At 31.0% G+C, this 14,831-nt stretch carries 11 protein-coding genes and 8 tRNA genes; 16 read left to right on the forward strand and 3 right to left on the reverse strand.

Annotated features, from left to right (window positions below; translation table 11 throughout):
- The first annotated feature begins 1 nt into the window (after position 1).
- The 15 genes from mfd (at position 2) to CPIN17260_RS01130 (ending at position 8,952) form a co-directional block, all read left to right on the forward strand.
- Positions 2-2,959, forward strand: a complete 2,958-nt coding sequence (gene mfd, locus CPIN17260_RS01060; protein WP_078440924.1) for a transcription-repair coupling factor — start codon at positions 2-4, stop codon at positions 2,957-2,959.
- Positions 2,956-3,714, forward strand: coding sequence for an ATP-binding protein (locus CPIN17260_RS01065; RefSeq protein WP_078440425.1), 759 nt, complete (start codon positions 2,956-2,958; stop codon positions 3,712-3,714). The genes mfd and CPIN17260_RS01065 overlap by 4 nt, the downstream gene beginning before the upstream one ends.
- Positions 3,711-4,367 carry an endonuclease III domain-containing protein gene (locus CPIN17260_RS01070; protein WP_078440426.1) on the forward strand — a complete coding sequence of 219 codons (657 nt, stop codon included), beginning with the start codon at positions 3,711-3,713 and terminating at the stop codon, positions 4,365-4,367. The genes CPIN17260_RS01065 and CPIN17260_RS01070 overlap by 4 nt, the downstream gene beginning before the upstream one ends.
- A gap of 68 nt (positions 4,368-4,435) precedes the next feature.
- Positions 4,436-5,338 (forward strand): cysteine synthase A, encoded by a 903-nt coding sequence (gene cysK / locus CPIN17260_RS01075; protein WP_078440427.1) that lies wholly within the window; start codon positions 4,436-4,438, stop codon positions 5,336-5,338.
- Positions 5,339-5,341: 3 nt separating this feature from the next.
- Positions 5,342-5,899, forward strand: a complete 558-nt coding sequence (epsC, locus tag CPIN17260_RS01080) for a serine O-acetyltransferase EpsC (protein WP_226996956.1) — start codon at positions 5,342-5,344, stop codon at positions 5,897-5,899.
- Between the two features lie 87 nt (positions 5,900-5,986).
- Positions 5,987-6,062, forward strand: a tRNA-Phe gene (locus CPIN17260_RS01085).
- Positions 6,063-6,271: 209 nt separating this feature from the next.
- Positions 6,272-6,347, forward strand: a tRNA-Lys gene (locus CPIN17260_RS01090).
- A gap of 21 nt (positions 6,348-6,368) precedes the next feature.
- Positions 6,369-6,444: transfer RNA gene (locus tag CPIN17260_RS01095), tRNA-Val, on the forward strand.
- 37 nt (positions 6,445-6,481) lie between these two features.
- Positions 6,482-6,558, forward strand: a tRNA-Asp gene (locus tag CPIN17260_RS01100).
- Positions 6,559-6,567: 9 nt separating this feature from the next.
- Positions 6,568-6,643: transfer RNA gene (locus CPIN17260_RS01105), tRNA-Lys, on the forward strand.
- Positions 6,644-6,665: 22 nt separating this feature from the next.
- Positions 6,666-6,741, forward strand: a tRNA-Glu gene (locus tag CPIN17260_RS01110).
- Between the two features lie 20 nt (positions 6,742-6,761).
- Positions 6,762-6,837 (forward strand) — tRNA-Val (locus tag CPIN17260_RS01115).
- A 37-nt stretch (positions 6,838-6,874) separates the two neighbouring features.
- Positions 6,875-6,951, forward strand: a tRNA-Asp gene (locus tag CPIN17260_RS01120).
- Between the two features lie 95 nt (positions 6,952-7,046).
- Positions 7,047-8,402, forward strand: coding sequence for a transcription termination factor Rho (gene rho / locus CPIN17260_RS01125; RefSeq protein ID WP_069632666.1), 1,356 nt, complete (start codon positions 7,047-7,049; stop codon positions 8,400-8,402).
- Positions 8,403-8,589: 187 nt separating this feature from the next.
- The gene (locus CPIN17260_RS01130) at positions 8,590-8,952 is read left to right on the forward strand and encodes a diacylglycerol kinase (RefSeq protein WP_069632667.1); all 363 of its coding nucleotides are present in this window, start codon (positions 8,590-8,592) and stop codon (positions 8,950-8,952) included.
- A 146-nt stretch (positions 8,953-9,098) separates the two neighbouring features.
- Here CPIN17260_RS01130 and nhaA read toward each other — a convergent pair whose 3' ends face one another.
- The 3 genes from nhaA to CPIN17260_RS01145 form a co-directional block, all read right to left on the reverse strand.
- The gene (gene nhaA / locus CPIN17260_RS01135) at positions 9,099-10,268 is read right to left on the reverse strand and encodes a Na+/H+ antiporter NhaA (RefSeq protein ID WP_078440428.1); all 1,170 of its coding nucleotides are present in this window, start codon (positions 10,266-10,268) and stop codon (positions 9,099-9,101) included.
- A 148-nt stretch (positions 10,269-10,416) separates the two neighbouring features.
- A complete protein-coding gene (locus CPIN17260_RS01140; protein ID WP_157887315.1) occupies positions 10,417-11,784 on the reverse strand; it encodes a phosphoethanolamine transferase in 1,368 nt (455 codons plus the stop codon).
- 396 nt (positions 11,785-12,180) lie between these two features.
- Positions 12,181-13,053: a LysR family transcriptional regulator gene (locus CPIN17260_RS01145; RefSeq protein WP_069632669.1), complete on the reverse strand. Its 873-nt coding sequence runs from the start codon at positions 13,051-13,053 to the stop codon at positions 12,181-12,183.
- Positions 13,054-13,213: 160 nt separating this feature from the next.
- On the opposite strand from CPIN17260_RS01145, the gene CPIN17260_RS01150 reads away from it, so the two are divergent.
- Positions 13,214-14,743, forward strand: a complete 1,530-nt coding sequence (locus CPIN17260_RS01150) for a flavocytochrome c (RefSeq protein WP_078440430.1) — start codon at positions 13,214-13,216, stop codon at positions 14,741-14,743.
- Positions 14,744-14,831: the final 88 nt, after the last annotated feature.

Consider the following 14,831-nt stretch of genomic DNA (forward strand, 5'->3'; position numbering starts at 1 on the left):
GATACAAGCAAGGGTATATGAGTATTTTTTAGGTGATAATGATTGTGAGCTTTTGATATGCGAGGATGATAAAGAGGCTAAGTTGTGTGCTGATGCGGCTGAGTTTGCTGGGATCAAGTCATTTTGTTTACCTAGTCTAAGGGCTAGTTTTGGAGATGACCTTAGGTCGTTTTCTTCTGAGCTTTTTGAGCTTTCAAATACTCTTAGTAAATTTTATAAGTTCAAAGAAAAAAAATTACTCATTAGCCCTTTTCATACTATCTTAAATCCATTACCTATCAAAAAGCACCTACAAGAGAAAAATATAAATTTTGGCGACCAACTTGATTTGCAAGAATTTGCTGATGAATTGCTTAGATTTGGATATGAGAGTGTTGATATAGTTGAGAGTAAGGGCGAGTTTAGTTTTCGCGGAGATATTATAGATGTATTTAGTGTAAATGAAGATGAGCCTCATAGGATTTTGCTTTTTGATAATGAAGTTGAAAGCATAAGATATTATTCCCCATCAACTCAAATAAGCACAAAAGATGAATTAGAAAGTATAAATATAACACCTTTTATAGCATCTTTAAATAAAGATGAGTTTGAAAAAACTATGCAAAACATAAAAAATATACAGACTGATTCAATAGTTAATGATTTAAACTCACTTGGTTTTTGGGCTATTGATGATTTTGCTGATTATACAACTATATATAAATGCAAATTTGTTAAAAAGATAGATTTTTCAGACATTGATGCTGATTTTAGTAAATTTAGTGGTATAGGGATTATAAACGAACCTAGAAAATACAAGGGCTTAGAAGTTAGTTTAAGTCCTGATTTTTTTGAGCTAAATCAAAATAAAAAAATACAAATACTTGCAAAAAATGAAAGCATGTTTAATGCTTTGGAAATTTCTTATGAAAACGTAGAGTTTATCCAAAGCCCACTTGTTGTAAATCTTGTATCAAATGACAAAATTATTGTCTCTTTGAATAAATTTGAGAAAAAAACAAGAGCTAAAAAAAGTAGCTTGGTGCTAGATGAATTAAAGATTAATGATTATGTTGTTCACGAAGATTATGGAATAGGTCAATTTTTAGGACTTGAAAAGATAACAGTTTTGGGTGCTACAAGAGAGTTTGTAACGATAGCTTACCAAAACCAAGATAAACTTTTTTTGCCGGTTGAAAATCTAAATTTAATTGATAGATATATAGCTTTAAATGGTTCGGTTGCTATTTTGGATAGACTCGGTAAGGCGAGTTTTGCAAAACTTAAAGAAAAGGTTAGAGAAAAGTTATTTATCATAGCTTCAAAAATAATATCAATAGCTGCAAAAAGAGAGCTTGTAAACGGTGTTGTTATACAAAAAGATGATTTAGAGTATCTAAATTTTGTTCAAAATGCTGGGTTTAGTTACACAAAAGATCAGCAAAGTGCGGTGGATGATATCTTGACTGAACTATCTAGTGGACGAGTAATGGATAGATTGCTTGCTGGAGATGTTGGGTTTGGCAAGACTGAGGTTGCTATGAATGCTATTTTTGGTTGTGTAAAATCAGGCTATCAGGCTTTGTTTTTTGTGCCAACGACCTTGCTTTCATCTCAACATTTTAAAAGCCTAAAAGATAGGTTTGATGGGTTTGGTATAGAGGTTTTAAGACTTGATAGATTTAGCACAGCAAAAGAAAAGGCTTATGTAACAAGCACATTGCAAAGCGAAAAACCGCTAGTTTGTGTAGGCACTCATGCACTTTTAAGTTTAAAAGCATCCAAGCTTGGACTTATTGTTGTTGATGAAGAGCATAAATTTGGAGTAAAGCAAAAAGAAAAGCTAAAAGAGATAGGTTCAAACTCACACATTTTAAGTATGAGTGCCACACCTATACCAAGAAGCCTAAATATGGCACTTTCTAAGATAAAAACATACTCCACCTTAAAAACTCCACCTAGTTCAAGGCTTGATGTAAGAACAAGTGTAAAAGAATTTGATGAAAAAATAATAAAAGAGGCTATTATGCGAGAGCTTAGGCGAGCCGGTCAGGTCTTTTATATACACAATCATATATCAGATATTATGCAAACAGCGAAGTTTCTTTTAGATATATTGCCAAAGCTTAGAATTTTGGTTTTGCATTCTAAAATAAATGCTAAAACAATAGAAGAAGAGATGATAAAGTTTGAAAACAATGAGTATGATTTATTGCTTTGCACAAGCATTGTTGAAAGTGGTATACATCTACCAAATGCAAATACAATGATAGTTGAAAATGCAAATAAATTCGGCATAGCTGATTTGCACCAATTAAGGGGTAGGGTAGGTAGGAGCGATAAACAAGCATATTGTTATTTTTTGGTTGAAGATAAATCTAATATAAGTTCTGATTCGCTAAAAAGACTTATAGCTCTTGAAAGTAATTCAAGTCTTGGTTCGGGTGCTGTTTTGGCATATCACGATTTGGAGATAAGGGGTGGTGGAAATATAGTAGGAGAGGCACAAAGCGGACACATTGAGTCAATAGGCTACTCTCTTTATCTTAAAATGCTAGAAGATGAGATAAATAAACTTTTAAATAACAATGATGAGGTAAAAAGACAAAGTGTGGATTTGAAACTTAGTGTAAATGCTTATTTAAACCCTGATTTTATAAAAGAAGATAGGCTTAGATTAGAACTTTATAGAAGACTTAGCAAATGCACAAAATCATCTGAAGTTTTTGAAATTTCAAGTGAGATAGAAGATAGGTTTGGTAAGATTGATACATTTACAAAGCAGTTTTTGGATCTTATTATGATAAAGATTTTTGCACTTGAGCTTGAATATAAGGCTATTTCAAATGCCGGTCAAAATATAGCAATTACAACAGATAAAGATGAAAAGATAAGGTTAAAATCAAAGAGCTTAGATGACGATGATATATTGGGTGAAATTTTATCATTTTTGAGAAAGACATTAAAGGAGCGAAAATGATTGATTGGGCTTGCGATTATGCAGCTATTTTTAAGCCACAAAAGGGGTTAGTTGTTGTCAAGGATATTGATTTTGTAGATATTGATTCTTTAATAGGTCTTGAAACACAAAAAGAACAACTCATCAAAAATACAAAAGATTTTTTGGATGGCAATGAAGCAAATCATGCTTTGTTGTGGGGTGAAATGGGTTGTGGAAAATCAAGCCTTATAAAGGCTATTTTTACTAAATTTTATAAAGATGGACTTAGGATCATAGAACTTTTTTATGATGATTTAAAATACTTAAGCGATATTATAGACGAGCTTAGAAACTTAAGCTTTAAATTTATAATATTTTGTGATGATTTGAGTTTTGAAAACGGCTCAAAGGATTATAAATTTTTAAAACCACTTATGCAAGGAAGCATATCAAAACCACCAAAAAATGTATTGATATATGCTACTTCAAATAGAAGGCATCTCGTTAGCGAGTATAAAAGTGAAAACGAACAAGTTGAAATTTTAGATGGCGAGATTCATTATGGTGATTTTATAAATGAAAAGATATCCTTGTCTGACCGCTTTGGACTTTGGATAAGCTTTTATCAGGGAAGTTTTGAAGATTATTTAAAAATAGTGGATTATTATTTTAAAGATATTGATATAGATAAAACCTTGCTACATAATACAGCAAAATCATATGCTACTTTACGCGCAAGCAAGAGCGGAAGAACAGCAAAGCAATTTTATATGAGCTATAAGGATAAAATTTGAACTCTACAGAAATTTTCTTATCACTTTTAAAACACAATAAAAGAAGTTTTGAAGAGTTACAATGGCCCAATTCTGATACCTTTGAAGTGGTAGTTGGTGTTATTTTGGTTCAAAATACAACTTGGAAAAACACACAAAAAGCACTTTCAAACCTAAACAATGCAAATTTGTTAAGCTTAGATGTGATAGCGGATTTGGATATAGCTTTACTTGCTGATTTGATAAAGCCAAGCGGTTTTTATAATACAAAAGCAAAACGACTTTATGGGCTAATAAAAGCCATAAAAAAAGATTTCGATGATTTTGAAAATTTTAGACAAAATGTTACAAGAGAGTGGCTTTTGGGTATAAAAGGCATAGGTCCTGAAACTTGCGATGCTATACTTTGCTATGCTTGTGGTAGGGCTGAGATGGTTGTTGATGCTTATGCTTTGCGTATTTTAAATGCTTTGGATTATGAGTTTGAAAGCTATGATGAAGCTAAAGAGTGGCTTGGGAGTTTGGATTTTGATAAAATCTATAAATCAACTGGGCTTTTTGATGAGCTTGGTGTATTTAGGCTTTATCACTCTTTAATTATGGAGTTTTGTAAAGATTATTCAAAAGGTAAAAAATTAGATCATGATGTGGTAAAATTGCATTTTGGTTATTGATTGTTTAAAAGTTTTATTTTTATTGTAAAATTTAGCGATAGATTTATGATAAATGTTTGGAGGAAATTATGATATATGAAAACATTACGCAAACCATTGGTAACACTCCGATAATAAAACTTAAAACATCTTCTGATGAAGCAGAAATGTATGCTAAGTTAGAGTTTTTTAATCCGGGCGGTTCTGTAAAAGATAGAATAGCATTAAATATGATTCAAAAAATGTTAGCTGATGGCAGCTTAAAACAAGGTGATACTATTGTTGAGCCAACAAGTGGAAATACTGGAATAGGTGTTGCTATGGTGGCGGCTTCTCTTGGCATAAAAATAATCTTTTGTATGCCTGAAAGTATGAGTATAGAGCGTAGAAAAGTTATGAAAGCTTATGGTGCAAATCTTGTTTTAACAGATGCTATAAAGGGCATGAAAGGTGCTATTGCTGAAGCTATACAGATAACAAAACAACCAAATCACGTAATGCTAAGTCAATTTGACAATAAATACAACCCAAATGCTCACGAAGTAAATACTGCTTCTGAAATTATGAAAGATTTTTCTAGCCTTGATGCTTTTGTAGCTGGTGTCGGAACTGGCGGAACTATAACCGGTGTTGCTAGAGGTCTTAAAGCACATGGATATGATACAAAAATCATAGCTGTTGAGCCAGAATCTTCTGCCGTTTTGAGTGGAGAACAACCGGGTTCGCATAAGATTCAAGGTATAGGAGCTGGATTTGTTCCTTCAAATGCTGATTTAAACCTTGTAGATGAAATAGAAAAAGTAAGCAACGAAGATGCATTTGTTGCTGCTCGTTTTTTAGCTTCTCAAGGACTTTTACTTGGCATAAGTAGTGGTGCTGCTTATGTGGCTGCAAAAAGAGTGGCTAAAAGACTTGGTGCCGGTAAAAAAGTTTTATTTATAGCCCCAGATAACGGGGAAAGATATCTTAGCACAGAATTATATGGAAATTAATAATTGAAGTTTTTTAATGAATTAAAAGAATTGGTTGCTGTTGTAAAAGAGAAAGATCCCTCTATGAAAAGCTCTTGTTTTTTTGAAGTATTAGTAAACTCACCAGGCATACATGCTATTGTTTTTCATAGAATGGCACATTTTTTATATAAAAACAATATGAGCTTTCTTTCAAGATTCTTATGCCAAATTTCAAGATTTTTAACCGGTATTGAAATCCATCCTGGTGCAAAGATAGGAAAAAGACTATTTATAGACCATGGAATGGGTGTTGTCATAGGTGAGACAGCGGAGGTTGGTGATGATGTTACTCTTTATCACCAAGTTACTTTGGGCGGCACAGGAAAAGAGTCTTTAAAGCGCCATCCAAATATTGGCAACGGTGTTGTTGTATCAACTGGTGCAAAGATTTTAGGTGCTATTAATATAGGTGCAAACTCGAAGATAGGTGCAAACTCTGTTGTATTAAAAGATATCCCAGAAAACTCAACAGTAGTTGGTATACCGGCTAGGGTTGTTAGAATTTCTGGAAAAAGCATATATCCAGAATATAATATTTAGTCTTTAAACTAAAATTTTTTAATATTTTTATAGTTTAAACTAAAATTTATGTTTTTTGGGTTATAATCACATTTCTTTTATTTAGGTGGTTGGATAGCTCAGTCGGTAGAGCAGCAGACTGAAAATCTGCGTGTCGGCAGTTCGATTCTGCCTCTAACCACCATTATATTTATTCAATATTTCTTTACTCATTGACATTCATTTTTTTTGATTTTAAAAATATTTTCATATAATCCAATATATATTTTATCTGTAAAATGTTTAATATATTGTAATTTTGAAGCTTTATTGTTTAAATTTTATCAAAATATATTTTAACCCTTGACAAAAATCTATGTTTTTTGTATAATCTCCACTTCTTTATTACGGAATGTCTTGTTAGCTCAGCCGGTAGAGCATCTCACTTTTAATGAGGGGGCCGTTGGTTCGAATCCAACACAGGACACCATTTTATTGATTTTGTATCTTGGGTCGCTTAGCTCAGTTGGTAGAGCGCCACCCTTACAAGGTGGATGTCATAAGTTCGAGTCTTATAGCGACCACCATTTACAAAATTTATTTTGTAAGTTACTCTTTTTAGGTGCAGCGGTAGTTCAGCTGGTTAGAATGCCGCCCTGTCACGGCGGAGGTCGCGGGTTCGAGTCCCGTCCGCTGCGCCACTTTAATATGTCTTGTTAGCTCAGCCGGTAGAGCATCTCACTTTTAATGAGGGGGCCGTTGGTTCGAATCCAACACAGGACACCATTTTTATTTTCGGGTTATAATTGACCCTTTCGTCTAGTGGCTCAGGACTCTACTTTCTCCATGTAGGAACAGAGGTTCAAATCCTCTAAGGGTCGCCATTTATATAAAATATTAGTTTGGTCGCTTAGCTCAGTTGGTAGAGCGCCACCCTTACAAGGTGGATGTCATAAGTTCGAGTCTTATAGCGACCACCATTTACAAAATTTATTTTGTAAGTTATTCTTTTTAGGTGCAGCGGTAGTTCAGCTGGTTAGAATGCCGCCCTGTCACGGCGGAGGTCGCGGGTTCGAGTCCCGTCCGCTGCGCCATCTTTCGGATAAATTACCTAATGTTGTCAGCTAAAAATTTAACTCACACTAATTAAGTATGTTATCTGTTATCTTAAATTATTAAAGAGATTTTTATGGAAAATAACTCAAAAGAAACCAAAGACAATAAAGAAACTCAGGAAAAAACACAAAAAACAACAAAAAAACATCAAAACACAAGAACACATATACCAGTTGATGGACACAAGATAGAAGAGCTTAGAATGCTTGATCTTGAAAGCTTAGTTCAAATAGCTTTAAATTTAGGTGTTGAAAATCCAAGAGAATTTCGTAGACAAGATTTAATGTTTGAAATCTTAAAAACCCAAACAAAACAGGGTGGTTTTATACTTTTTACAGGTATTTTGGAGATTACAAATGAAGGTTATGGATTTTTAAGATCCGTTGATGTAAACCTAAGTGATAGTTCAAATGATGCATATGTATCAAATTCTCAGATTAGAAAATTTGCACTTCGTGTAGGAGATATAGTAACAGGTCAGGTTAGAGAACCAAAAGACCAAGAAAAATATTATGCATTGCTTAAAATAGAAGCTGTTAATTATCTATCTTTAGCGGAAGCAAAAGAGCGTGCTTTATTTGATAACTTAACTCCGCTTTTTCCGACACAAAAGCTGCATTTAGAATACGAACCATTAAAACTAACCGGTAGGGTTTTAGACCTTTTTACTCCTATAGGTAAAGGGCAAAGAGGACTTATTGTTGCTCCTCCAAGAAGTGGTAAAACAGAGCTTATGAAAGAATTAGCTCACGGTATAGCCAAAAATCACCCAGAGTCTCATCTTATGGTGCTTTTGGTTGATGAAAGACCAGAAGAAGTTACTGATATGCAACGTTGTGTTAAAGGCGAAGTATTTAGTTCTACTTTTGATTTGCCAGCACTAAATCACGTAAGGGTAGCTGAACTTGTTATAGAAAAAGCTAAGCGTATGGTTGAAATGGGTAAAGATGTTATTATATTACTTGATAGTATCACAAGACTTGCAAGAGCCTATAATACCGTTACTCCGCCAAGTGGAAAAGTTTTAACCGGTGGTGTTGATGCAAATGCCTTACATAAACCAAAAAGATTTTTTGGTGCCGCTAGAAATATAGAACACGGCGGCAGCTTAACAATAGTCGCAACCGCTCTTATAGATACAGGCTCAAGAATGGATGAAGTAATTTTTGAAGAGTTTAAAGGCACAGGAAATAGCGAAATAGTCCTTGATAGAAATATATCTGATAGAAGAATTTATCCAGCTATAAATGTATTAAAATCAGGAACTAGAAAAGAAGAGCTACTTCAAAAGCCTGATGAACTTCAAAAAATATGGGCTATAAGAACAGCAATTGCATCTATGGATGATGTTGAAGCTCTTAAATTTTTATATGCAAAAATGCTTAAAACAAAAGACAATATAGAGCTATTATCTATATTAAACGATTAGAATTATTGTAGTCTTTAAAGGCTACAATAATTTTACTTTTATTTTTTTAGTTTATAAATCAACAATTAGAAATTTAATTATAAAATTATATATAATCGTTTTTTATTTCTTATAAAGAAAAATATACATATAATCGTTAGTAAAATAATTCATGTAGATTAAAGAATGATAATTTAAAGGGTTAACTTTGAAATACAACAAAAGAGCTGATTTAAAACGTATTATTAATGCGACAAAGTATTCTTTAAAAGGACTAAAAAGTGCATATATTTATGAAGCTGCTTTTCGTCAAGAGGTGTGGTGTTGTTGTATTTTTATTCCTTTAGGCTTTATTTTTGGAGATAATGCTATTGAAAAGTCTTTACTTGTTGCATCTGTTTTGCTTGTATTAATAGTTGAACTGATAAATAGTGCAATTGAAGCTGTAGTTGATAGAGTGGGTTGTGAATTTAATGAATTATCTGGCAGAGCAAAGGACATGGGTTCTTCTGCTGTTTTTATATCAATAATATTAGCTTTTATTACTTGGTTTATTATTTTTTTATTTTAACCAATATAATTTTATTTTTTAAATACTTTAAATTTTTTATATGCAACAATGCTTAAAACAAAAGAGAATATAGAACTATTGTCTATATTAAACGATTAGAATTATTGTAGTCTTTTAAAGGCTACAATAATTCTACTTTGATTTTTTTAGTTTATTTTATTCTTTGAACTAACTTTTAATATAATAAAACCAGCAATTCCGGATATTAAAGAGCCTATTAATATTGCTAGTTTATCTGTATAAGCAAAAGCATCAGATTCATTGTAAGCTAGTCCATTTACAAACAAACTCATAGTAAAACCCACACCACAAAGAACTGCAACACCATAAAGTTGTTTAAAATTTACACCTTCTGGAATTTTAGCTATTTTTAATTTAATTGCTAAAAAACTAAATCCAAATACTCCAAGTTGCTTACCTATAAATAAACCAATCATAGTCCCAAGAGGAACAGCCGTTAATAGTTGTTCTATACCTATGCCTTTTAAAGAAATTCCTGCATTTACAAATGCAAATATTGGCAATATTGCAAAAGCAACCCAAGCATGCAAGTCGTGTTCTAGCTCTTTTAGCATAGACTTGCTTGGATTGTCTTTTTGTTTTATAGGTATAAAAAATGCAGATATAACCCCTGCTAGAGTAGCATGAACACCAGATTTTAACACACTAACCCAAAAAATTAGTCCGATTATTAAAAATGCTGCTTTACTTTTGACACCCATCAAATTTAGCACAAAAAGTCCTAAAATACATAAAAAAGAAGATCCAAGAGACAGTAAACTAAGATCACTTGTATAAAATAGCGCAATTATTATTATTGCACACAAGTCATCTATAATAGCAAGCGTCATAAGAAAAATTTTTAAACTGGCCGGCACTCTAGAGCCAAGTAAACTTAAAATACCAAGTGCAAATGCGATATCTGTAGCTGTTGGTATTGCCCAGCCACTTAATGCAAAACTATCATGTTTTGTAAACATATAAAATATAATAGCAGGTATTATAATTCCACCTATTCCGGCTATTGCAGGAAGTGCTATTTGTGAAGGATTTCTTAACTCTCCTTCTAAAACTTCTCTTTTAAGCTCAAGTCCAACAAGAAAGAAAAATATAGCCATTAAGCCATCATTTACCCATAATATAAGTGCCTTGCTAAGCCCAAAATCACCAAAACTAATACTAAGATTTGTCTTTAAAAAACTATTGTAAAAATCGCTTAAAAATGTGTTTTGAAAGATGAGTGCAAAAATAGTTACAATCATTAAAAATATTCCACCACTAGCTTCGTGTTTTAAAAAGTCTCTTATATCGCTCATATTACTCCTTGCTTTTTACTAATTTTATACAAATTTATAAAATATGGCAAGTATCTTGAGTTTTATAGATTTAATAAAATTAAAACCAATAAACTTTTATATTAAAAATACACAACATTATTTAAAAAAGCTTTTTTAATGTTTGATGCTATTCATGTTTGTATTTTGGTAATATCGCAGGATCATTTTTTAGATTTTTGTAATCTGCTAAATCTTTTCCGTTATAAATCTTTATATCACCTATTTGTTTGTCTGTGAAAAATGTTTTATTTTTAGATAAATCTTTCTCTTCTATGCCTAGCCAATTAGCAAATCCATACATAAAATCATAACCACTTTTTAAACTATTTATGAAAGTTCTCTTTGTGTCATCACTAGAAATAATTAAGAACGGAACTTCATAGTTTTGCTTATGTTCTGAGTTGTGTCGCATATCCAAGTCGGATAAAAATTTCTTTTCATGAGAAAGTCCATGATCTGAAAAATACATAATTGAAAATGATTCTTTCATTTCTTGTAATTTTTGATAAATCATCTGTATTAATTTATCAGTTTGTCTAATACTTGATAGGTAACAAGACATTTTTTCGTTTATAAAATCTGTTATATTTTCAATATTATAGTTTTTATCGATTCTGTCACAAAAAGTTGCATGTGAGCCCATTAGATGAATAACAATTAGCTTATTGCTATCCGTTTTTTCTTCTACTGCTTTATAAAATTCTGGCATTAATTTTAAATCGCTAATATTTTTTAAATTGTATCCATCTTTTGTAATAATATATATATTTTTTGTAGTAAAGTATATACTTTTTGCTTTAATTGCTATTGCATATTGTAAAATATCATAATCACCCATTTTTCCTTGATTAGATAACCAATAAGTATCCATATTTGCATCATTTGCTAAAGATATTATTGTATTTTCTGGTATTAAATATTCCAAATTTTCATCATTGTGTTGAGTTAATGTTCTTTGCAAAGACAAAGGTGTATTCCAAGAAGGCGATATATAGTTGTTAAAAAATAAGCCATTCACACTATCCAAAAAAGGTGTAGTTTTAATGGGATACCCATACAAAGACATATAGTCTCTTCTCATGCTTTCACCTATTATTAAAATGTAATTTTTATATTTTTGGTTTGTATTTTCTATCTTCCATGTTGAAGTATTGTTTTTTGCAGCAGATAGCATATTTTTGTCTTTGTAATAGTTTATAATATTATCTGCAAAATCAATTACAAATCTTATAGGGTAATATTGAAATCTATATGCAATATTTTCAAAACTAATTTTTTTTGTTTTGTATGTTGTTTCTATTGGCTTGTATATGATTATTGCTATAACTATAATGGTTAGGATTTTTACAATTTTAGTTTTTGGTTTGTTAAAAATTGTAGAATTGTTTAGTCTATAAACTATGACGAATAAGACCATGTATAATAATACTAAAATATATGCAAATATTGGTAAATCTTTTATATATTCTATTATTTCAAGTTTATTTGTTTCCATTAATGAAATAATAATACCATCGTTTAATTTTCCATAATTTATTGAGTGGGGAAGGTATGCGGCACCTAGAATAAAGTTAGTTACTAAATAAAATTTAAAAAATTTATCAGAATAAGTTTTTATTACATATAAGCTAGCAAAAAGCAATAATCCATATGAGAATAATTTTTTATTGTGTTCTCCAAGTGCATAAACTGTAATACAACTAAAAACAAATAACATTACATAAAATAAATTATTTTTTTTAATACCATATAATTATAAAATTATTATTTTAAAATATTTTATATAAAAAACAAGTAAATAGATAGGTAGATTTTAAAAATATAAAATAAACAAATATTAAAATTATATTAATTAAATGATGTTTATATTCTTATATTTAATTTTTTGATATTATATTTTAATCAGTTCTAAAAATTCTTTAGCAAGTTTTGGCAACTTTGTATCTTTTTTGTAAGCCACAACTATTGTTTTATCAAGCATTTCGTCCTCTATATCAAATAGCTTTATATCGTTATTTTGAAAAATTTTTGTTGTAAAACACACTCCTTTGTTTAAAGCAACTAACGATATTGCTATATCAATAAACTCAACTTCACAAAATATTTTTGGTTTAAAATTATGTTTTATAAAAAAATCATCTATATACTCTCTGCTCTTATAAGAATCTCTTGGAAGAATAAAATTTTCATCTTTTAAATCTTGTATATTTATCTTTGGACATTTTTTTGTTACATTTTTTGCCAATCTATGTGATTTTGATAAAGCCAAATAAGTTTTTTCTTTACATATGTTTTTGCAAACTATGTCATCAAATTCTATTGGTACAGACATTACAGCCATATCAATATTGGAATTTAAAAGCTCTTTTCTTGCATTTGCTAAGGAATTTAGTTGAAATATTCTTATATTTGAATTCGGATATTTTTTATGTAGTTTTACTATATGCTTGTGTGAAAATTTATAAGCTATTTTAGAAAAACCTATTCTTAGTTTTTGCTTATTTGATTTTACTAAATCTACTATTTTATTATTTAGCTCATTTTGTAACTTTAAAATTAATCTAGCTTTTTCTACATAAATTTTCCCAACACTTGTAAGGTTTAAATTGTTTTTTCTATCAAACAATTGAGTTCCTAATGTTTCTTCTAGTTTTAATATGCTTTGAGATAGTGATGGCTGTGAAACATTTAGCTTTTCAGCTGCCTTTGTAAAGCTCTTATTTATAGCTACTTGCAGCACAAATTCCATTTGTCTGATATTCATGTTATACCTTGAAAATAAAATTTTAATGTTATAGGTAAAAACTATAAAATTATAATATAAAACTATTTGACATATACTTAAAAAAAATTATATTATTGTATATATTTAAAATATAAAAATTAATATTTATATTTAAAAATTATATTCAAGGAGTATTCTTATGGAAAACATATTAAGAAGAAATGTATTAAAAATGAGTATGATTGGAGCCGGTGCATTGGCTTTAAGTGGAGTAAATGCAAGTGCTGACAGCAAGGATATTAATTGGGATGAAGAGTGGGATGTTGTTGTAGTAGGAAGTGGTTTTGCTGGTCTTGCAGCTGGTGTAACTGCTGCTAACAAAGGCAATAAAGTTTTGATTATAGAAAAAATGAGCCGTTTTGGCGGTAACTCTGTTATAAATGGTGGAGTTATGGGTGTTTGGGGTAATGACTTCCAAGAAAAAGAAGGTGTAAAAGATAGCAAAGAATTATATATAAAAGATATTATGAAAGCAGGTGGTGGACTAAATCACCCAGATCTTGTAGAGGCATTAGCTGATAGAGTTCAAGATGCTTATAAACTTGCAAAAGACTGTGGCGCTAAGTTTATTATGCTTAAACTTCACGGTGGGCATACTGTGCCAAGAGGTGCATTGGCACAAACTGATAGTGGTGCTGGTATAACTAGACCTATGACAGAGTTTTTTCAAAAAATAGAAGGTTGTGAAATTCGCAGACAATGCAAGCTAGACAGAATAATCACAGACGATACAGGTAAGGTTATAGGTATAGAAGCTAGGGTTGATTATAAATTTGATAGAAATGCTAAGAATGATGATAAAGAAAATACAAGTGGTACTAAGAAATTTATAAAAGCTAAAAAAGGTGTCGTTCTTGCCGCTGGCGGATTTAGTAGAGATAAGCATTTTAGAAAAGCACAAGACCCTAGAATCGCTGATGATTTGGACTCTACTAATCACCCGGGTGCAACAGCTGGTGTATTGCTTGAAGCACTTAAAATCGGTGCAGAGCCTGTTCAGATTAGCTGGATTCAAAGTTTGCCACTATCAAGCCCAGATGAAAAAGGATATGGTGTGTCATCTGCATTTACTCACGAAAGCTTTAGATTTGGTATCATAGTAAGCCCAAAAACTGGTAAAAGATACGGAAACGAGCTTGCAAATAGAAAAGTTCAGGCTGATTATGAGTTTAAATCAAAAAATGAAGATGGTGTATATTTGCTAAGTATGTGTGATAGTAAAGCTGCTGCAGAAATGCTACCTGAAAAACTAGAAAAAGTTCAAAAAGTTGGTATAGTTAAGAAATTTGATAGCCTAGAAGATATAGCTAAAGCATACAATATGCCACTTGATGAGTTTAAAAAGACTGTTGAAAAATACAACCAATATGTAAAAGATGAAAAAGACCCTGATTTTGGTAAAAATTTAAGTAAAGCTATAACAAAAGGTTATGATTTTTCAGTTCCACCATTTTATGTATCACGTGTAATACCAAAAGTTCACCATACAATGGGTGGTCTAAATATAACTCCAAAAGCTGAAGTTATATCATCTTCTACAAACAAACCAATACCTGGCTTATATGCTGCTGGTGAAATCACAGGTGGTGTTCACGGTGCCGTTAGACTAGGAAGTTGTGCAATTGCTGATTGTCTTACATTTGGTATGATAGCAGGCGAAAATTTCTAATTAATTTATCTGGAGTATTATGCTCCAGATAATATTCTCCAATACTCATAAATTTCAATTATTTCACATTAATATCTTTAAGCCTTGT

It is taken from the genome of Campylobacter pinnipediorum subsp. pinnipediorum, from assembly GCF_002021925.1.
Lineage (GTDB): Bacteria > Campylobacterota > Campylobacteria > Campylobacterales > Campylobacteraceae > Campylobacter_A > Campylobacter_A pinnipediorum.